The sequence below is a fragment of the Microbacterium sufflavum genome, assembly GCF_023091155.1.
Classification (GTDB): domain Bacteria; phylum Actinomycetota; class Actinomycetes; order Actinomycetales; family Microbacteriaceae; genus Microbacterium; species Microbacterium sufflavum.
Genome location: NZ_JAHWXK010000001.1, coordinates 2,043,281 through 2,061,613, shown reverse-complemented (window position 1 = coordinate 2,061,613; position 18,333 = coordinate 2,043,281). Strand labels below are relative to the sequence as shown.

Here is an 18,333-nt window from a genome sequence, read left to right as displayed (position 1 = left end):
TGGGGGCATGACCTTCGCCGCCCTCCAGCCGCTCGCCGACCGTGCCGCCCTGTTCACCGCGCTCCGCCAGGACGCCCTCTCCGCGGCTGCCGATGCGCTCGGCGAGCACCGCTGGGATGCCGACCTGACTGCGGGCACGCTCACGTTCACGGCGAACGCGGATCCCACGCGGCAGCTGGTGACCCGCGCCCACCTGATCGCGACGATCGCCCCGGGGCCGCGCTCGCTGCTGTGGGCGTGGGCGCACCCGCAGGGCGACCCCCAGGGTGTCGCGGCCCAGCTGCGCGCGTACGGCACCGAGCACGGGGTCGCCGAGCTGACCTCCCCCGAGGTGCCGTTCCCGGCCGAGGCCTCGGGCGACGCGGACTGGATCGCGCAGGCGGCGCACACGGTCGGCGGGGTCGCGGTCGAGCTGACCGGGCGCTCCCCGTACTACTCCGCGCCGGTCGACGGCGGCACGCGCGCGGTGTTCCTCCTCGACGCACCGCTGGCGCCGCTCACGGTGGCCGACGCCGTGGTCGCGCTCCCCCGCGTGCTCTCCGGTGCGGCGCTGCCCGACGCCCGGACGTCGGTGTGGGACCTCGCCCGTCTGGCCGGCTGGACGCTCACGTGGACCGACGAGGCGTTCTCCGGTGCGACCGTGGTCGACACGAGCGGCACCGCGACGTTCCGTTTCGACGAGCAGGCGCGCATCAGCGGCGTCGAGAGCTCGCTGCACGGTCGCTGAGCCCCGTCTCCTCCCGCCGGCACCGTCTCCTCGCACCGTCTCCTCGCGCTGCGGGATGGAGAAGGCGCCCCTCCCGGCCGGGTGGGGCGCCTTCTCGATCCCGCGGTGACGGGCCGCCGGTGTCAGACCGCGCGCTCGGCGGCTTCGACCACGTTGGTCATGAGCAGCGCCACCGTCATCGGTCCGACGCCGCCGGGGTTGGGCGACAGATAGCCGGCGACCTCCGCCACATCGGGCGCGACATCGCCGAACACCAGGCTCTTGCCCGTCTCCGGGTCGGTCTCGCGGGTCACGCCCACGTCGAGCACGGCGGCGCCCGGCTTCACGTCCTCGGCGCGGATGAGGTGCTTCACGCCCGCGGCGGCCACGATCACGTCGGCCTCCCGCAGGTAGCGCGGCATGTCGACCGTGCCGGTGTGGGTGAGCGTGACGGTGGCGTTGAGGTCACGGCGGGTCAGCAGCAGCCCGATCGAGCGGCCGATCGTGACGCCACGGCCGACCACCACCACGTGCTTCCCCTTCAGGTCGTAGTCGTTGCGCAGCAGCAGATCGATCACCCCGCGCGGCGTGCACGGCAGCGGCGTGTGGATGGGCGCGTTGACGTTGAGCACGAGCCGGCCGAGGTTGGTCGGGTGCAGGCCGTCGGCGTCCTTCGCCGGGTCGATCCGCTCCAGGATGGCGTCGGTGTCGAGGTGCTTCGGCAGCGGGAGCTGCACGATGTAGCCGTGGCAGGCGGGGTCGGAGTTGAGCTCGTCGATCAGCGCCTCGACGTCCTCCTGGGTCGCGTCGGCGGGCAGCTCGCGCTGGATCGAGTTCATGCCGATCGCCTCGGACTGCCGGTGCTTCATGCCGACGTACAGCTGCGAGGCCGGGTCGGCACCGACGAGCACGGTCGCGATGCCCGGCGTGATCCCGCGCTCTTTCAGTGCGGCGACCCGCTCGGTCAGCTCGGCCCGGATCTCGGCCGCGGCGGCCTTCCCGTCCAGGATCTTCGCGGTCATGTGATTCCTCTTCTTCTCTCCCCTCCCGCCGGGTGCAGGGCTTCCCGGCGAGTGCACGGCCCGCTCGCGTGAGCAGGCCGTGCACTCGGCAGGATCCGGTGCGCTCGGCGCGAGGGACTACTGCTGCAGGTCGGGGTAGAGCGGGAAGGCGGCGGCGAGCGCGTCCACACGGGCGCGCAGGGCCTCCACGTCGGCGCCGGGCAGCAGCGCGAGCGCGATGATGTCGGCCACCTCGGTGAACTCCGCGTCGCCGAAGCCGCGCGTCGCGAGCGCCGGGGTGCCGATGCGCAGGCCCGAGGTCACCATCGGCGGACGCGGGTCGTTCGGCACGGCGTTGCGGTTCACGGTGATGTGGATGTCGTGCAGGAGGTCTTCCGCCTGCTTGCCGTCGATCTCCGCGTCGCGCAGGTCGACCAGCACGAGGTGCACGTCGGTGCCGCCGGAGCGCACGGCGATGCCCGCGTCCTGCACGTCCTGCTGCGACAGGCGCTCGGCGATGAGGGCGGCGCCGCGGAGCACGCGCTCCTGCCGCTCCTTGAACTCGGGGGTGCCGGCGAGCTTGAACGCGGTGGCCTTGGCGGCGATCACGTGCATGAGCGGACCGCCCTGCTGGCCCGGGAACACCGCGCTGTTGATCTTCTTGGCGATGTCGGCGTCGTTCGTCAGGATGAAGCCGGAGCGGGGGCCGCCGATCGTCTTGTGCACGGTCGAGGAGACGACGTGCGCGTGCGGGACCGGGTTGGGGTGCAGACCCGCGGCGACGAGGCCGGCGAAGTGCGCCATGTCGACCCACAGCACCGCACCGACCTCGTCGGCGATCGCGCGGAAGGCCGCGAAGTCCATCGTGCGCGGGTACGCCGACCAGCCGGCGATGATCACCTTCGGCTTGTGCTCGAGCGCGAGGCGACGCACCTCGTCCATGTCGATGGTCGAGGTCTCGGGGTTCACGCCGTAGGCGACGATGTCGTACAGGCGGCCGGAGAAGTTGATCTTCATGCCGTGCGTGAGGTGCCCGCCCTGGTCGAGCGAGAGGCCCAGGAGCGTGTCGCCGGGGCGGGCGATCGCGTGCAGCACGGCCGCGTTGGCGGACGCGCCGGAGTGCGGCTGGACGTTGGCGAACTCGGCACCGAAGAGGCTCTTGGCCCGCTCGATCGCGAGCGATTCGGCGACGTCGACCTCTTCGCACCCGCCGTAGTAGCGGCGGCCCGGGTAGCCCTCGGCGTACTTGTTGGTCAGCACGGAGCCCTGCGACTGCAGCACCGAGACGGGGACGAAGTTCTCCGAGGCGATCATCTCGAGGAAGGTCTGCTGACGCTTCAGCTCGCGGTCGAGGACCTGGGCGATCTCCGGGTCGACCTCGGCGAGCGGGGCGTTGAAGTAACGGTCGGTCATGACGTGCTCCTTTGACGACGGATTCGAGGGGTGTTCGCATCGGCCCAGGCGCGCGGTCGAATTCCGTGGTCAGTCGCTCCCCGGTGGTAGTCCACCCAGACGCCAGTCGCGACGGTTACGAGCATAGCGGATCGGCGGAGCGGGACAGCGCGCTGCCGGCGGGTGCCCGACCGGCCACGCAGAATCGTTTCGATTCCGCTGTTCCCCTGGGCGTCCGCGGCCGATAGGTTTTGTTCATGGTCCTTCCTCTCGAGCTCCCCCTCGTGCCCGCCCCCGCCTCCGCCACCGTCGGCGACGGCCGCCTCGCGATCACCTCCACGTCCCGCATCCACGGCTCCTCCCCCGCCGCCGCGCAGCTCGCCGCCGCGGTCGAGCGCCGCACCGGCCTGCGGCTGGAAACGGCCGCCGAAGGGCCGGCCGACATCGAGCTGCGCCTCGACAGCGGTGTCGCGGCTGCCGAGGGGTACACGCTGCGGATCGACGACCGCGCGGTGGTCACCGGCGCCGACGAGGCCGGGCTGTTCTACGGCGTCCAGACGCTGCTGCAGCTGCTGCGCGAGGACGCCGGAGGCTGGGCGCTGCCGCACGTGGAGATCGCCGACGCCCCGCGGTTCGCGCGCCGGGGCGTGATGCTCGACGTGGCGCGCCACTTCTTCGGCGTCGACGACGTGAAGCGCTTCATCGACAGCACGAGCGCCCTGAAGTACAACCACCTCCACCTGCACCTGAGCGACGACCAGGGCTGGCGGGTGCACATCGACGCCTGGCCGCTGCTGACCGAGCGTGCGGCCACGACCTCGGTCGACGGTCACCCCGGCGGCTTCTACACGAAGGACGACTACCGCGAGATCGTCGCCTACGCCGCGACGCGGCACATGATCGTGATCCCCGAGATCGACCTACCGGGACACACGCACGCGATCGGCGTCGCCTATCCGGAGCTCGTCGAGGAGCCGGTGCTGAACGACGCCCTCGTCGCCGACTCCGAGCGGCTCGGGCAGCCGCTCCCGGTCGCCGGCGAGACGTATCTCGGATGGGGGGTCGGCCACTCCAGCGTGCGCATCCACGAGGAGCGCACCTACAACTTCGTGCGCGACGTCGTCCGGGAGCTCGCCGAGACGACGCCCGGTCCATACATCCACATCGGCGGCGACGAGTCGCTCGGCACCCCGCAGGCCGACTTCGACCTGTTCGCCGAGCGCGCGACGGCGATCGTGGTCGCGGAGGGCAAGACCCCCGTCGCCTGGCACGAGATGGGCTCCGCCGCGAACATCGCCGAGGGGACCGTCGGACAGTACTGGGGCAAGACCACGCCGGAGGGCACGCACGCGGCGGAGGCCGCGCACTTCGTCGAGCGCGGTGGCGCGCTGATCATGTCCGCCGCGAACGTGACCTACCTCGACATGAAGTACACCGAGGACTTCCCGCTGGGGCTCACGTGGGCGGCGATCATCGATGTCCGCTCCGCCTACGAGTGGGAGCCGACCGCGGTGCTCGACGTGCCGGAGTCCGCGATCCTCGGCGTGGAGGCGCCCCTGTGGTCGGAGACCACCCGCACGCTCGACGAGGTCGAGCAGCTGGTGTTCCCCCGCGCGGCGGCCCAGGCCGAGGTCGCGTGGTCCCCGCGCGAGGGTGCCGGTCGGAGCTGGGAGTCGTTCCGGGCGCGGGTCGGACGACTCGCGCCGCTGTGGAAGGCTGAGGGGGTCGATTTCCACCCCGCCGCTGACATCCCCTGGAGCGAACGTTGACCACCCACTCCTCCGCGACCGGCTCGCTGGTCGTCCACTCCGCCCGCATCGTCGACCGCGGTGAGGTCACCGACGACGGATGGGTCCGCATCGAGAACGGCGTCGTCGTCTCGCGCGGCACCGGGTCGGAGTGGGAGTCCGCGGACGAGGTGGTCGACGCGGCGGAGGCCGCAGGTCCCGGCGCCGTGCTGACCCCCGGCTTCATCGACATCCACGGCCACGGCGGCGCCGGTGCCGCGTACGACGACGGCATCGACGCGATCCGGACCGGGCGCGACCTGCACCGCGCGCACGGCACGACCCGCGCCGTCATCTCGCTGGTGACCGGAACGCTGGACGCACTGGCGGAGAGCGTCGCGACCATCGCCGACCTCACCGAGACCGACGTCGACGTGCTCGGCTCGCACCTCGAGGGCCCGTTCCTCGACCCCGGCCACCACGGCGCGCACGAGCCGTCGCTGCTGCGCCACCCCTCCGAGCGGGACGTCGCCCGGCTGCTGGACGCGGGGCGCGGCACCGTGCGCCAGGTGACGATCGCGCCGGAGCTGCCGGGAGGGCTGGACGCCGTGCGGCAGATCGTCGCCTCCGGCGCAGCGGCCGCCGTGGGGCACACCGACGCCGACGCCGACATGGCGATCGCGGCGTTCGAGGCGGGAGCGTCGATCCTCACCCACGCGTTCAACGCGATGAACGGCATCCACCACCGCGCCCCTGGCCCCGTGCTCGCCGCGGCCGCCGATCACCGGGTGATCCTCGAGGCGATCGCGGACGACATCCACCTCGACCCCGCTGTCGTGAAGCTCGTGTTCGACGCGGCGCCGACCAGGGTCGCGCTGATCACCGACGCCATGGCCGCCGCGGGCAGCGCCGACGGGCAGTACGACCTCGGCGCCGTTCGCGTGACGGTCCTCGACGGGGTGGCGCGCGCCGACGACACGGGCTCGATCGCCGGGTCGACGCTCACGCAGGATGTGGCACTGCAGCGCGCCGTACGCGCGGGGGTGCCCCTGACCGAGGCGGTGCGCGCGCTCACCGAGACACCGGCGAGGGCCGTCGGACGGCACACGCGTCTCGGCGCGCTGCGCGCGGGCATGCTCGGCGACGCCGTGCTGCTCGATGCGAGGCTGCGCGTCGCGCGGGTCTGGACGGGCCAGGCACTGTCCGCCTAGAAGGACAGCACTCCGCGCGACGCGCAGCGCTGCGGCCTCCGATCGAACAGGTCGTGACACCCGCCGGACTCCCCAGATCGGCGACTGTCTCTCCCGCAGAGCGGGATGGTGGGCCGCCGTTCTCCCCAGATCGGCGGCCCCTCTCCCATAGAGCGGGAAAGACCGGCGCCGGACTCCCCAGATCGGCGACTGTCTCTCCCGTAGAGCGGGATGGTGGGCCGCCGTTCTCCCCAGATCGGCGGCCCGTTCCCTCCCGTGTCGAGCGGGCGGGGCCGAGGGCTCCTCCCCCGAGGACCTCGACCCTTCCCCTGATGCAGAACCCCCGCATCAGAGCCTGAACTCCGCCCCCCGGTGGAGTTCGCATGGCTGTCTCTACGGGATGAGACGAAGCGATCTCCAGTTCATTACGCGACTTCGGAAAAAGTTTTCGGGGCTGGATGCCGAATGACAGAACCCGATGGATCTCCTTCGAACAGAGCACGAAGGGGTGGCCTTATCAGGACTTTCGCGGGACAATCGTCGTACCGCGTAATAAGACGCGCGCTCGCGCGTCTCTTCCCCTGAGGGCCGATCCGCGCCCCGGGACAGATGGATGATTGTGCACCGAGAGAACACCACACCTGACGAGCCCATCGGCGATGCCGACCTGATCCTCCGCACCCGCTCCGGCGACACGACGGCGTTCGGCGAACTCTGGAAGCGTCACTACCCGTCCGGCATCGCCGTCGCACGATCGGTGACCTCGTCGATCGACCCGGACGATCTGGTGCAGGAGGCGTACACCCGCATCTACCAGGCGATCGCCAAGGGCGGTGGGCCCAACGGGTCGTTCCGCGCCTACCTGTTCACGAGCATCCGCAACACCGCCGCCGCGTGGGGACGCTCGCGCCGCGAGACCGCGATCGACGAGCTCGACACGGTGGCCGACCCGAGCAGCACCGAGAACGCCTCCAACGAGGCGCTCGACCGCAGCCTGACGGCGCAGGCATTCCGCAGCCTTCCCTCGCGCTGGCAGGAAGTGCTCTGGTACACCGAGATCGAGCAGATGAAGCCGCAGGAGGTCGCACCGCTGCTCGGCATGAAGGCGGGCGCCGTCTCCCAGCTCGCGTTCCGCGCGCGCGAGGGTCTGCGCGAGGCGTGGATCCAGGCGCACCTGCGCAGCGCGACCCCCGGGTCGGACTGCCAGTGGACGATCGAGCACCTCGGCGCGTACTCCCGCGGCAACCTCGGCACGCGCGACCACAAGCGCCTCGAACTCCACCTCGACGAGTGCGCGCGCTGCATGATCGTCGCCGCCGAGGCCAAGGACGTCTCGATGCGCCTCGCGCTCGTCATGCTGCCGCTGGTGCTCGGCGTCGCGGGTGCCGGTGGCTACCTCGCGACCCTGCAGGGCGGTGGCGCTCCGATCGTCGCGATGGCGGCCATGCCGTCGAGCATCGCCGGCGGCGTGCTGGTCGGCGATGGCGGGGCGGGGCACGCGGCAACGGGTGTCGCCGCGTCCGGTTCCGGCGCGTCCGGTGGGTCCGGCTCCGCGGGGGGCAGCAGCGCCGGCGGTGGAAGCGCGAGCACCGGAGGGGCGTTCACGGGCATGGGAGCGCTGGTCGGCGCGGGGTCGGCCGCGCTGGTGGTCGCCGGGGTCGTCACCGCTGCCGCGATCGTTCCCGGTCTCGCCGGCGCCAGCCCCGCGACGTCGCTCCCGAGCGCCGCGGACGGCGACTCCTCGATCACGACCGACATCGCGCCCGACACGTCGCTCGGGCTCGACGAGCCCATCGTGATCGAGGCGCCCGCGGAGGAACCTCCCGCTCCTCCGGCCGCCGAGGTGCCGACACCGCAGCCGACCGAGCAGTCCGGCACCGTCGTCGTCCCGTCGGCGCAACCCGTCGCACCGATCGCGCCGCCCGAGCAGGTGGACCCGACCGACCCGACCGATCCGACCGACCCCACGGACCCGACCGATCCCACGGACCCGGTCGAGCCCGCGAAGCCGACGGAAGGGCCGCAGTGGAGCGCCGCGACCATCTCCTTCACCGGGATCCAGCTGCACTACACGGTGCCCGTCTCCGGAGCCCCGGGTCTCCAGGTGGAGGCGCTGATCGACGGCGCCACCGGTGGCGGCGACAGCATCACGCTGGATGATGCCGGCACGGGGACCATCGATCTCCGCCCGACCGCGCGTCAGCTGTGGAACGCGGACACCACCACGGTCACCTTCCGCTACGTGTTCCCGGACGGACCGGGGGCCTCGACAGACACCACGCTGCTGTCCCTCGCGCTCGAGACGCCCGTCGTCCCGGAGCAGCCCGCCGAGGACACCGCGCCCGTCGGCGACACGACGGCCGCGGCGGATGCGGCCGTCGTCCCCGACGCGGCAGCGTCCGCTCCGGCACCGGCCGACGCGGAGGCCGCTCCGGCCGAGCCCGCTCCGGCCCCCGTCGAGCCCGCACCGGCCCCCGTCGAGCCCGCGTCGGTTCCGGCCCCGGTCGAGGCTGCACCAGCCGAGGCTGCACCGGCTCCCGTCGAGGCCGTCGCGACCCTCTCCGAGCCCGTCGCTGCGGCGGCAGAGGGCTCGACGATCGCCGAATAGACTGGAGTCATGACTCCGGATCCCGCCCCCGTCCCCGGCGTCGAACGTCAGGCGCTGACCGCGCTCGACCTCGTGCGCGTCGTCGTCCTGATCGCGGCGATCGCCTCTCTCGCCCTGTGGGGCTTCGCGAGCTGGGACCTGCCGTGGAACATCGTGATCGGCATCGGCGCGCCGGTCACGGCCCTGCTGCTGTGGGCACTGTTCCTGTCGCCCCGCCCCGTCCTGCGCGTGCACCCGTTCCTGCGTGCGCTGGTCGAACTGCTCATCTACGTGGGCGTGACGATCGCGTGGTGGTCCATGGGCCAGGCCCTGATCGGCACCGCCTTCGCCCTCGTCGCCGTGGTCGCCGGTGTTCTGAGCGGTCGCCGCGCCCTGACGTGAACTCGCCGTCATGAGCATCCCGTCGTGAGCGTCGTCCCGCTGCTGCAGCAGGCGCTCGGCGCGCTCGTCGACACCGACGAGGACGCGCTCGAACGGGCGCGCTCCGACCGCTCCGGCCATGCCGCCGAGGGGCGCCCGCTGGCGATCGTGCATGCCGAGCGCGTGGAGCACGTGCAGGAGACCCTGCGCATCGCCTCGGCGACGCGCACGCCCGTGGTGGTCCGCGGCGCCGGCACGGGCCTCGCCGGGGCGGCCAACGCGGGCGAGGGTGAGATCGTGCTGTCGCTGCGACGCATGACGGCGATCCACAAGGTCCGCCCCGATGATCTGCTGGCCGTGGTCGAGCCCGGCATCCTCAACGCGGAGCTCAATGCCCACCTCGCGTCCTTCGGCCTGTGGTGGGCACCCGACCCCGCGAGCCGCGACATCTCGACGGTCGGCGGCAACATCGCCACGGGCGCGGGAGGACTGCTCTGCGCGAAGTACGGCGTCGTGCGGGATGCCGTCCTCGGCGTCGACCTCGTACTGGCCGACGGGCGGCTTCTGCACCTGGGGCATCGCAGCGTCAAGGGCGTCACGGGCCTCGACCTGACGGCTCTCGTCGTGGGTTCGGAGGGCATCCTCGGCGTCGTGGTCGGCGCGACGCTCAAGCTCCGGCGGCTCGTCCCCGGCGAGAGCTGCACTGTGACGGCTCTGTTCCCCGGAGTCCGCGCCGCGGCCGCCGCCTCAGCCGCCGTGACCGCCGCCGGGGTGCAGCCCGCGATCATGGAGCTCATGGACGCCCCGAGCCTCGCGGCCGTGCACGCTCTGCTCGGCCTGCCGGCGCCGACGCCCGGCACGGCGCAGCTGACCATCCAGACCGACGGGCCCGCGGCGGCCGCCGAGGCCGACGCGATCGACGCCATCCTGCGCGCCAACGACGGCGTCACGGAGGTGTCGCACGATCGCGCGGAGGGCGAGCGGCTGCTTGCGATCCGCCGGTCCATGCACGCCGCGATGGCCTCCCTCGGCACCACCCTGATCGAAGACGTCTCCGTGCCGCGGAGCGCCATGCCGGCGATGTTCGACGAGATCGCCCGCATCGAGCGCGAGTACGGTCTCGTGATCCCCACGGTCGCGCACGCGGGGGACGGCAATCTGCACCCGAACTTCGTGTTCGAGGGACCCGAGACCCCGGCACACGTCTGGGCCGCCGCCGATGAGCTGTTCCGCGCGGCGATCCGCCTGGGTGGCACGCTCACGGGCGAGCACGGCATCGGGGTGCTCAAGCGGCGCTGGCTTGCGGAGGAGCTCGGCGACGACCAGTGGCGGCTGCAGCGCGACATCGCCGCCGTCTTCGATCCGCTCGGGATCCTCAACCCAGGGAAGGTGTTCGTCCCCGATGCCTGACATCCACGTGAGCGCGGCGGTGATCGTCGACGACCAGGGCCGCGTGCTGGTGGTCCGCAAGCACGGCACGACCAGGTTCATGCAGCCTGGAGGCAAGCCGGAGCCGGGCGAGAGCGCCGCGCAGACCCTCATCCGCGAACTGCACGAGGAACTCGGCGTGGCGCTGCGCGAGAGCGACCTCCGTCCGCTCGGACGGTTCGTGTCCGCCGCCGCGAACGAACCGGGTCACCGGGTCGTCGCCGATGCCTTCACCGCAGCGATCGATCCGGCCGGGGTACGGGTGCAGGCCGAGCTCGCGGAGCTGCGATGGATCACCCCGGAAGACGCGGAGACGCTCCCGCTGGCGCCGCTGAGCGTGGAGCACCTGCTCCCCCTTGCCTGGCCGGCCGCGACCCGGTGAGTCGGGGTCAGATCCCCTGCCAGGCCGGCTTGTTCGCGAACGTGTACCGGTAGTAGTCGGCGAGCTGCAGCCGGGAGGCCGCCGCCTCGTCGACCACGATCGTCGCATGCGGGTGGAGCTGGATCGCCGAGCCGGGCAGCAGGGCCGTCAGCGGACCCTCGACCGCTCCGGCGACCGCCTCCGCCTTGCCCTCACCGAACGCGAGGAGCACGAGGTGCCTGGCCTGAAGGATCGTGCCCAGACCCTGCGTGATGCAGTGCATGGGGACATCGTCGATCGAGTCGAAGAAGCGGGCGTTGTCCTCGCGCGTCTGCTCGGTGAGGGTCTTCACCCGGGTGCGCGACGCGAAGGAGGAGCCGGGCTCGTTGAAGCCGATGTGCCCGTCGGTGCCGATGCCGAGGATCTGCAGGTCGACGCCGCCCGCCTCCTGGATCGCGGCCTCGTAGTCCTCACCCGCGTGCTGGATGGTCGCCTCCGCGCCGTTGGGCACGTGGATGCGCTGCGGGTCGAGGCCCAGGGGCTCGACGACCTCGCGGGTGATCACGGAGCGGTAGCTCTCGGGGTGGGCGGGGTCGATGCCGACGTACTCGTCGAGGGCGAAGCCGCGCACCCGGGAGACGTCGCGCCCGGCGAGCTGCGCGCGCAGGGCCTGGTAGACCGGCAGCGGCGTGGAGCCCGTGGCCAGGCCGAGGACGGCGTCCGGACGACGGTCGATCAGCTCCACGATCTCGGTGGCGACCAGCGCACCGGCGGCCTCGGGACTCTCGACGATGACGACCTCAGCCATGCGGAACGATCTCCTTCTCAGAAATGGATGCGCCCACCAGAGCGGCGCCGAGTGCGGCGGCGGGGGAACCCGCGGGGAGCAGTTCGATTCTCTCATCCAGGCGCAGAGACCTCGCGAACGGTGACGCCTCGGCGCCGGCGTGCAGTGCAGCCCTGATGCCTTCGTCGAGGCGGCTTCCCATGGCCGTGAGGCCGCCCCCGATCACCACCGTCTCGACGTCGGCCGACAGCACCAGCACGCGGACCGCGGCGGCCGCGCCGAAGAAGAGGTCGTCACGCAGCGCGAGCGCCAGCGGGTCGCCGGCATCGGCGGCGTCGAAGATGTCCCTGACCGGCAGCGCGCCGGGTCGACCCCAGGCCTTGGCGAGTGCGCCGCCGCCGCAGAACGTCTCCACGCAACCGCGCTGTCCGCACCCGCACAGGCGTCCGTGCGGGTCGACCGAGATGTGGCCGACCTCGCCGGCGGTCCCGCGCGATCCTCGCCAGATGCGACCGTCCACGACGATGCCCGCGGCCACACCGGTGCCGAGGTTCAGGTACGCCATCGAACCACTCACGCCGCTGAGCACGGCGGCTCCGAGCGCCGCCGCCTTCACGTCGTTCTCGACGCGGAACGGCACGCCGAGCGCTCGCTCCGCCCGGTCGGCCAGGTCGAGCGACTCGACCCCGAGGTTGACGGCGTGCACGACGCGCCCCGCGTCCGCATCGACCAGCCCGGGGATGCCCACACCGACGGACCCGACGGCCGACAGCGGGACCCCGGTCTCATCGGCGAGGGCGACGACGGTCGACACGATGCTGTCGACGACGGCGTCCTCGCCCCAGCCCGTGGCGCGGCGCAGGCGTCCGAGGATCTCACCGGCGGGGTCGACGGCGACGGCGTCGATCTTGGTTCCGCCGACATCCAGGCCAACACGAATCGGCCGACCGGGCAGGTCGGCGGCAGCGGTTCCGGTCATCGGATGCCGGTCTCGGTCGTGGTCGCGGAGGTCACGACACCCCCAGCTGCCCGGAGAGCACCATGACCGCGGCTCCGCGGAGCACGATGTCGTCCTGATGCGTGAGCCGCACCATCACGTCTTCGAACACGCCCTCCAGGGTGCGCGCGTGCAGGGTCTCGACCGCGGCGTCGATCAGCGTGCCGTCGAGCAGTTCCGCCGGGCCGGAGAGGACGACCTCGGACAGGTCGAGCGCGGCGACGATCGGGGCGATGGCGATGGCCATGCGCGTGCCGGCGTCGCGCAGGATGTCCTCGCGCGCCGAGGGGTCGGCGTCGAGGGCCTCCCGCATCCGGCTGACGCTGAGCCAGGCCTCCAGGCAGCCGATCTTGCCGCAGGCGCAGCGCGGGCCGCCATCGGTGCCGACGACCACGTGTCCGATCTCCCCCGCGGCGAAGCGACTGCCCAGCAGCGGCTGGCTGCCCGTGATGAGGCCGGCACCCACGCCTCGGCCGATCTTGATGAGCATGAAGTCGGCCTTCGCCTCGCCGAAGGTGTATTCCGCGAGGACAGCGGCGTTCGCGTCGTTGCGCGCGAGGACGGGCAGGTCGAGCTCGGCGCCGAGCTTCGCCTCGAGCGGGAAGTCGGTCCAGCCGAGGTTGGGCGAGCTCAGCACCAGACCGTCCGGTCGCACGACGCCCGGCGTGCCGATGCCGACGCCGAGCACGGGGCGCGTGGCGGCGTCGACGAGGCTCTGTGCGAGCTCGCGGAGCGCGGCGTAGGCGGCCTCCCCGTCCGGGCGCTCCGGGCGAGGCACCTGGCGGCGCTCCAGCACGTCGCCGTCGAGGCTCAGCACGGCTCCCTCGAAAGCGTTCGGACCCGACAGGTCGAGGCCGACGATCTGGTGCCCGGCGCGGTCGATGTCGATGAGGATCGGCGGCTTCCCCGGACCCACCGCCTCGCGGACGCCCATCTCGATCACGATGCCGTCGGCGATGAACTCCGCGACGAGGTCGGAGATCGTGACCCGGGTCAGTCCGGTCTCCCGGGAGAGGTCGGCGCGACTCATCGCTCCGGAGTGGTACAGCGTCTGCAGCACGAGGGCGCGGTTGTGTCCGCGGGCGTGCTCGGGGAGCACCTTGGTGCGCGAGCGCAGGTGCCGCGCGGGCCCGAAGGCGTGCGCGTTCGCGGCGACGAAGTCTGTCGTCGCCGCGGGGCGCTGATCATCCGAAACGGACATGTTTGTTAGTAGACCTTACGAACAAAAATTGCGCAACCTCTGCCCGCGAGGCCGCGGCCAGGGTTACCGAAACGTTACATTACTTTCGAGCCGCGCGGGCCCGTGCCGCAGAGCCGTCCAGGAGCCGCTCCACCAGCCCCGCGACGATGGCCTCGCGCGCCTCCACCGTCAGCGGCTTTCCCGGAACGCCGGGGCGGCGCTGATCCGGGGACGGGCCATCCTGCGGACGATACCGCACCCCCGCCGCCGCCAGGCGACGCAGATGCGTCGGAAGCCGCCGCATGAAGTCCGCGAACGGCCGCGGCTCCCCGCCCTCCCACAGCCGCTCGGCGATCGCGGCGAGCCGCGGGAACATCGCGAAGTCCACGCGGTCCCGGCTGGGCAGGTGCTCGCTCCACACGTTCGCCTGACCGCCCACCGCACCAACCTCGATCCGGAGCGAGTACGCGCGGGCGAGCGGCAGCGGGGGTCCCACCCTGATCGGCTCCTCGGGCGACTCCGACTGCGGATAGTCGAGGTAGACCTCCAGGTCGGGGCACGCCACCACGGGGATCCCGCGGCTCAGTGCCTCCCGCATCGCGACGGGTCCGCGCCACGCGAGGATGCGCACGCCCTCCGGCACCTCGCCCTCCAGCACCTCGTCCCACGCGAGCGCCGTGCGCCCCCGCGCGCGCACGTGCGCCACGAAGTGCGCGGTGAACCAGGGCTGCACGTCATGCGGCGTCGCCAGGCCCAGCGCGCGCATCCGCTCCGCTGCCGCCTCGCTCTGCGCCCACTCCGTCACGGGCACCTCGTCCCCGCCGATCCCGATCCACTCCGCGTCGAACACGTCGCAGAGGGCATCGATCGCCGCACGGCCGAAGGCCAACGCCGCCTCCGTCGGGGCGAGCGTACGCGCGTTCACGCCGAACCGCTCCCACGGGCCGCTCGCCGGCACGCCCACATCGGTGTTGCCGAGCTCGGGGTACGCGGCCAGCGCGGCCTGGATGTGCCCGGGCAGCTCGACCTCCGGCACCAGGGTCACGCCGCGCTCCGCCGCATAACGGACGAGGTCGCGCAGCTCGTCCGTCGTGTAGAAGCCCTCGTGCACGCCGGGCTCGACCGTGGCCTCGGGCCCGTGCCCGCGCTGGGTGGCCTCCCGTCGCGCGCCGACCTCCGTCAACCGCGGGTAGCCGGGCACTTCGAACCGCCAGCCCTGATCGTCGGTGAGGTGCAGCTGCAGGATGTTCAGGTGGTGCAGCGCCAGCAGGTCGATCAGGCGCCGCACGTCGTCGACCGGGCGGAAGTGCCGCGCCACGTCGAGCATGACGCCGCGCCAGCCGTACGCCGGCGCCCCCTCCCACACACCGGCCGGAAGCAGCACCTCGGCCTGCGCAGGGGCGTCGGGGTCGCGCAGCTGCCGCAGCACGGTGGCGCCGCGGAAGACCCCGAGCGGACTCGCACCGCGGATCTCGACCCCGTCGGCGGACACGGTCACGCGGAACGCCTCGTCCCCGACGCGGCCGGCGCGAGCGGCCGCGGCCCCGAGGGCGTCATCCAGCGTGAGACGGATGCCCTGACCGGTCCCCTGGCCTCCCCCGCCCAGCCAGTCGACGGACGCGGACAGCTCGGGCACCGCGTCGATCGGGGTGTCCGGCCGCCACGCGAACCGAGCCGCCGCGGCATCGACGTGCGCCGCGATCGCCGGCACGGTCGCCCGGTGCGCGGGCGGCGGCAGGCGCAGGGCCCGTCCGGCGACGGCACCGGTCACGACGCCGTCCAGGACCACGGGCACGCCCGCCACCAGCACCTCGTGGACGCCGATCGGCGGCCGATGCGGCTCCTCGAACGTGGCGCCCGCGGCGACCGTGAGCGGATCGAACAGCACCAGGTCTGCGGTGGCGCCGACGCGGATGATGCCGCGAGGCGCATCGCCGCGGTCGAGTCCCAGACGAGCCGCGGGGTTGCCCGAGAGGTGGCGCACGGCCTCCTCCAGCGTCAGCACCCCGAGCTCGCGCACGTAATGCCCCAGGTAGCGCGCGAACGTGCCGCGGCCGCGAGGGTGCGGACGGGCCCCGATCAGGATGCCGTCACTGCCGCCGGAATGCCGCGGGTGCCGCATGATCGCGCGCACGTTGTCCTCGTCGCCGATGTGCATCAGCACGCCGGTCGCCCCGGCGTCCTCGAGGATCGTGTCGAGCACCACGTCGACGGCCCGCCGCCTCGAGTCGTTCGCGATCTCGGCGACCGTGCGGCCGACGAGGCCCGCGAGAGCCGGATTCGCGGTGCCGGAGATCTGGATGGCCGACCAGTCGGCACGCTCCCCGTGGAAGCCGTCGCAGCCGAGCTCCTCCAGCTCCACGCGGACGGCCTCGCGCCCCTCGGCATCCAGTCCGGCGATGGCGGCCAGCAGGTCGCCCGACGCCGCCAGCCGGCTGGGCAACAGGGCAGAGAGCGTGGTCGCGCCGGGGAGATACGGATAGGTGTCGAGCGTCACGTCGACGCCGTCCGCGATCGCCGCGTCGACGATCTCGAGCAGCTCGTCGGCCCGGCCGCGGTTGGGGGCAAAGTTCATCGTGGCGTGCGTCAGGTGCACCGGGCAACCCGTGCGACGGCCGATCTCGACGGCCTCGCGGTACGCATCCAACGCGGCCGCGCCGTAGCTGCGGGTGTGCGGCGCCCAGTATCCCCCGCGCTCGGCGACCACACGGCACAGGGCCTCGAGCTCCGCGGTGTCGGCGTACATGCCCGGTGTATAGGTCAGGCCGCTCGACATGCCGAACGCCCCCGCGTCCAGAGCCTCGCCGAGCAGCGCGGCCATCGCCTCGATCTCCTCCGCGGTCGCCGCGCGGTTCTCGTGCCCGACCACCATCATCCGGAGGTTCCCCTGCGGAACGAGCACCGCGGCGTTCGCGACCGCGGCGGCGTCGATCTCTGCCAGCAGATCGCTCATCGACCGCCACGGCACCGTGGTGGGCAGGCCGTTCCACCCCGCGATCTGCGCGGGGATCACCGCGGCTGTCGCGTCGTCGAGCGGCGCGTACCCGAGGCCGTCCTGACCGAGCACCTCGCAGGTCACGCCCTGACGGATCTTCGCGTCGTGCGCGGCACCGCTCAGCACCGCGAGGTCGCTGTGCGCATGCATGTCGATGAAGCCGGGCGCGAGCACGAGGCCGGAGGCCTCCACCTCCACGCCGCCCTCGGGCAGCTCGAGCTGCGCGTCCTCCCGTTCGGGCACGACCGCGACGATCCGCGCGCCCTCCACCGCCACGTCGGCCGTGAACCGCGGCGCACCGGAGCCGTCGACGACCGTGGCCGAGCGGTAGACCCTGACCAGCCCGGCCGCTGCCTTCTCCGCACTCAGAAGCACGTCGCCACCGCTCCGATCACTCGAGGGTCGTCCGCGTCGGGATCGTCGATCACCGCGACCACCCGCCACTTGTCGAACGCGGTGCACGGGTGCGAGAGCCCGAGCCGCACGACCTCGCCGACCGCGACCGCGGCGCCGTCCGCGAGCCGCAGGAAAGCATGTTGATCGTTGAGCGCCGTGATCTCGCCCTCGACGCTCTGCGGCACCGGCAGGTCGAGGTCGAACGGCACGTCACGGCGTCCGGCGTCGAGCAGCGCCAGGGCGTCCTCGGGCTGGGAGACCACGCGCGACCAGGCGTGCATGGCCGACCGCAGCGGTGCCGTACCGGTCAGCGGGCCGAAGGGCGACATGCGGGCGTAGAACCCGTCGTCGTGGATCTGGAACGCTCCGGAGCGCAGCACCACGTCGGCTTCGGGAGCGAGCGGCGACAGCACGGCGGCGGCCCGGTCGGGGAAGGAGCTCCCGCCCGCGCTCACGACCGGACGAGGCCCCTCCGGGTAGTCGAGTCGGCGGTGCAGCTCGACCAGGGTGTCCAGGTAGGCGTCGACCGCGGCGACCGACGCCGCGGACCGATCCGGCCCGAACGGCCCCTCGTATCCGGTCACTCCGGCGAGGCGCAGGCCCGGTGCGGCAGTGATCGCGGCGGCGATGCGCTCGCCCTCCTCCACGCTGCGGGCACCCGTGCGTCCGTGCGCGCCGCCCAGCTCCACGAGCACGTCGAGGGGGCGGGCAGCATCGGAGAGGGCATCGGCGAGGATGCGGACGCCGTCGACCGCGTCCGCCCAGCACAGGATCCGCAGGTCGTGGTCGGCGGCGAGCAGTTCGCCGAGGCGACGGGCGGCGGCCGCATCCGTGACCGCGTTGGCGATCAGGACGGTCGGCACTCCGGCGGTCACGGCCACTTCCGCTTGCCAGGGCGTCGCGACGGAGATGCCCCAGGCGCCCGCGTCGAGCAGCCGCTGCCACAGCGCGGGGGCCATCGTGGTCTTGCCGTGCGGGGCCAGGCCCACGCCCTGCTGTGCGGCCCACGCGAACACGGTCTGCTCGTTGTGCGTCAGCGCGTCGGCGTGCACCGTGAGCACCGGCGTGACCAGGTCGGAGAGGTGCAGTCCGGCCTGCCCGACCTCGGAGAGCCGCAGCCCTGCGGCGCGCGCCGGGAACCCCTTCGCCCAGGCGCCGAGAACGGGATCCGGAATTTGTAGAGGCATCTAACAAGGCTACTAGGC

General features: G+C 72.6%; 14 protein-coding genes and 1 riboswitch. Of the genes, 7 read left to right on the top strand and 7 right to left on the bottom strand.

The features are described from left to right. The first annotated feature begins 7 nt into the window (after positions 1-7). On the top strand, positions 8-727 hold the full coding sequence (locus KZC56_RS10035) for a DUF6882 domain-containing protein (RefSeq protein WP_136036957.1): 720 nt from the start codon (positions 8-10) through the stop codon (positions 725-727). 122 nt (positions 728-849) lie between these two features. On the opposite strand, the gene KZC56_RS10030 is transcribed toward KZC56_RS10035, so the two are convergent. Further along, entirely contained in the window at positions 850-1,728 is an 879-nt protein-coding gene (locus KZC56_RS10030) for a bifunctional methylenetetrahydrofolate dehydrogenase/methenyltetrahydrofolate cyclohydrolase (protein WP_247638481.1), read from the bottom strand. Positions 1,729-1,845: 117 nt separating this feature from the next. Next, positions 1,846-3,120, bottom strand: coding sequence for a serine hydroxymethyltransferase (gene glyA, locus KZC56_RS10025; protein ID WP_136033951.1), 1,275 nt, complete (start codon positions 3,118-3,120; stop codon positions 1,846-1,848). A gap of 35 nt (positions 3,121-3,155) precedes the next feature. Beyond that, positions 3,156-3,240: riboswitch (ZMP/ZTP riboswitch) on the bottom strand. Between the two features lie 116 nt (positions 3,241-3,356). Between glyA and KZC56_RS10020 the strand changes: the two genes are divergently transcribed. From KZC56_RS10020 to KZC56_RS09995, 6 genes are all read left to right on the top strand, one after another. Next, a complete protein-coding gene (locus KZC56_RS10020; protein WP_247638480.1) occupies positions 3,357-4,868 on the top strand; it encodes a beta-N-acetylhexosaminidase in 1,512 nt (503 codons plus the stop codon). Continuing rightward, positions 4,865-6,037 carry an N-acetylglucosamine-6-phosphate deacetylase gene (locus tag KZC56_RS10015; protein ID WP_206251621.1) on the top strand — a complete coding sequence of 391 codons (1,173 nt, stop codon included), beginning with the start codon at positions 4,865-4,867 and terminating at the stop codon, positions 6,035-6,037. The genes KZC56_RS10020 and KZC56_RS10015 overlap by 4 nt, the downstream gene beginning before the upstream one ends. Positions 6,038-6,629: 592 nt before the next feature. Further along, positions 6,630-8,624 carry a sigma-70 family RNA polymerase sigma factor gene (locus tag KZC56_RS17700; RefSeq protein WP_281733202.1) on the top strand — a complete coding sequence of 665 codons (1,995 nt, stop codon included), beginning with the start codon at positions 6,630-6,632 and terminating at the stop codon, positions 8,622-8,624. Between the two features lie 9 nt (positions 8,625-8,633). After that, on the top strand, positions 8,634-9,005 hold the full coding sequence (locus tag KZC56_RS10005; protein WP_136030984.1) for a YrdB family protein: 372 nt from the start codon (positions 8,634-8,636) through the stop codon (positions 9,003-9,005). Between the two features lie 24 nt (positions 9,006-9,029). Beyond that, positions 9,030-10,394 (top strand): FAD-binding oxidoreductase, encoded by a 1,365-nt coding sequence (locus KZC56_RS10000; RefSeq protein ID WP_247638479.1) that lies wholly within the window; start codon positions 9,030-9,032, stop codon positions 10,392-10,394. Beyond that, the gene (locus KZC56_RS09995) at positions 10,387-10,794 is read left to right on the top strand and encodes an NUDIX hydrolase (RefSeq protein WP_136030988.1); all 408 of its coding nucleotides are present in this window, start codon (positions 10,387-10,389) and stop codon (positions 10,792-10,794) included. The genes KZC56_RS10000 and KZC56_RS09995 overlap by 8 nt, the downstream gene beginning before the upstream one ends. 7 nt (positions 10,795-10,801) lie before the next feature. Here KZC56_RS09995 and nagB read toward each other — a convergent pair whose 3' ends face one another. From nagB to KZC56_RS09970, 5 genes are all read right to left on the bottom strand, one after another. After that, positions 10,802-11,581, bottom strand: a complete 780-nt coding sequence (gene nagB / locus KZC56_RS09990; RefSeq protein ID WP_136030990.1) for a glucosamine-6-phosphate deaminase — start codon at positions 11,579-11,581, stop codon at positions 10,802-10,804. Continuing rightward, entirely contained in the window at positions 11,574-12,539 is a 966-nt protein-coding gene (locus KZC56_RS09985) for an ROK family protein (RefSeq protein WP_247638478.1), read from the bottom strand. Before KZC56_RS09985 ends, nagB begins: the two co-directional genes overlap by 8 nt. Before the next feature lie 31 nt (positions 12,540-12,570). Next, positions 12,571-13,758 carry an ROK family transcriptional regulator gene (locus KZC56_RS09980; RefSeq protein ID WP_136030992.1) on the bottom strand — a complete coding sequence of 396 codons (1,188 nt, stop codon included), beginning with the start codon at positions 13,756-13,758 and terminating at the stop codon, positions 12,571-12,573. 79 nt (positions 13,759-13,837) lie between these two features. Beyond that, entirely contained in the window at positions 13,838-17,107 is a 3,270-nt protein-coding gene (locus KZC56_RS09975) for a family 20 glycosylhydrolase (protein ID WP_136030993.1), read from the bottom strand. Next, positions 17,098-18,315, bottom strand: coding sequence for an alanine racemase (locus KZC56_RS09970; RefSeq protein ID WP_136030995.1), 1,218 nt, complete (start codon positions 18,313-18,315; stop codon positions 17,098-17,100). The genes KZC56_RS09975 and KZC56_RS09970 overlap by 10 nt, the downstream gene beginning before the upstream one ends. Positions 18,316-18,333: the final 18 nt, after the last annotated feature.

What these genes read in the sequence shown, in the direction of transcription:
- glyA (WP_136033951.1), bottom strand. Translation starts at nt 3,120, where the DNA reads ATGACCGACCGTTACTTCAACGCCCCGCTCGCCGAGGTCGACCCGGAG.
- KZC56_RS10035 (WP_136036957.1), top strand. Translation starts at nt 8, where the DNA reads ATGACCTTCGCCGCCCTCCAGCCGCTCGCCGACCGTGCCGCCCTGTTC.
- KZC56_RS10005 (WP_136030984.1), top strand. Translation starts at nt 8,634, where the DNA reads ATGACTCCGGATCCCGCCCCCGTCCCCGGCGTCGAACGTCAGGCGCTG.
- KZC56_RS09985 (WP_247638478.1), bottom strand. Translation starts at nt 12,539, where the DNA reads ATGACCGGAACCGCTGCCGCCGACCTGCCCGGTCGGCCGATTCGTGTT.
- nagB (WP_136030990.1), bottom strand. Translation starts at nt 11,581, where the DNA reads ATGGCTGAGGTCGTCATCGTCGAGAGTCCCGAGGCCGCCGGTGCGCTG.
- KZC56_RS10030 (WP_247638481.1), bottom strand. Translation starts at nt 1,728, where the DNA reads ATGACCGCGAAGATCCTGGACGGGAAGGCCGCCGCGGCCGAGATCCGG.
- KZC56_RS09970 (WP_136030995.1), bottom strand. Translation starts at nt 18,315, where the DNA reads ATGCCTCTACAAATTCCGGATCCCGTTCTCGGCGCCTGGGCGAAGGGG.
- KZC56_RS17700 (WP_281733202.1), top strand. Translation starts at nt 6,630, where the DNA reads ATGATTGTGCACCGAGAGAACACCACACCTGACGAGCCCATCGGCGAT.
- KZC56_RS09995 (WP_136030988.1), top strand. Translation starts at nt 10,387, where the DNA reads ATGCCTGACATCCACGTGAGCGCGGCGGTGATCGTCGACGACCAGGGC.
- KZC56_RS09980 (WP_136030992.1), bottom strand. Translation starts at nt 13,758, where the DNA reads ATGTCCGTTTCGGATGATCAGCGCCCCGCGGCGACGACAGACTTCGTC.
- KZC56_RS10020 (WP_247638480.1), top strand. Translation starts at nt 3,357, where the DNA reads ATGGTCCTTCCTCTCGAGCTCCCCCTCGTGCCCGCCCCCGCCTCCGCC.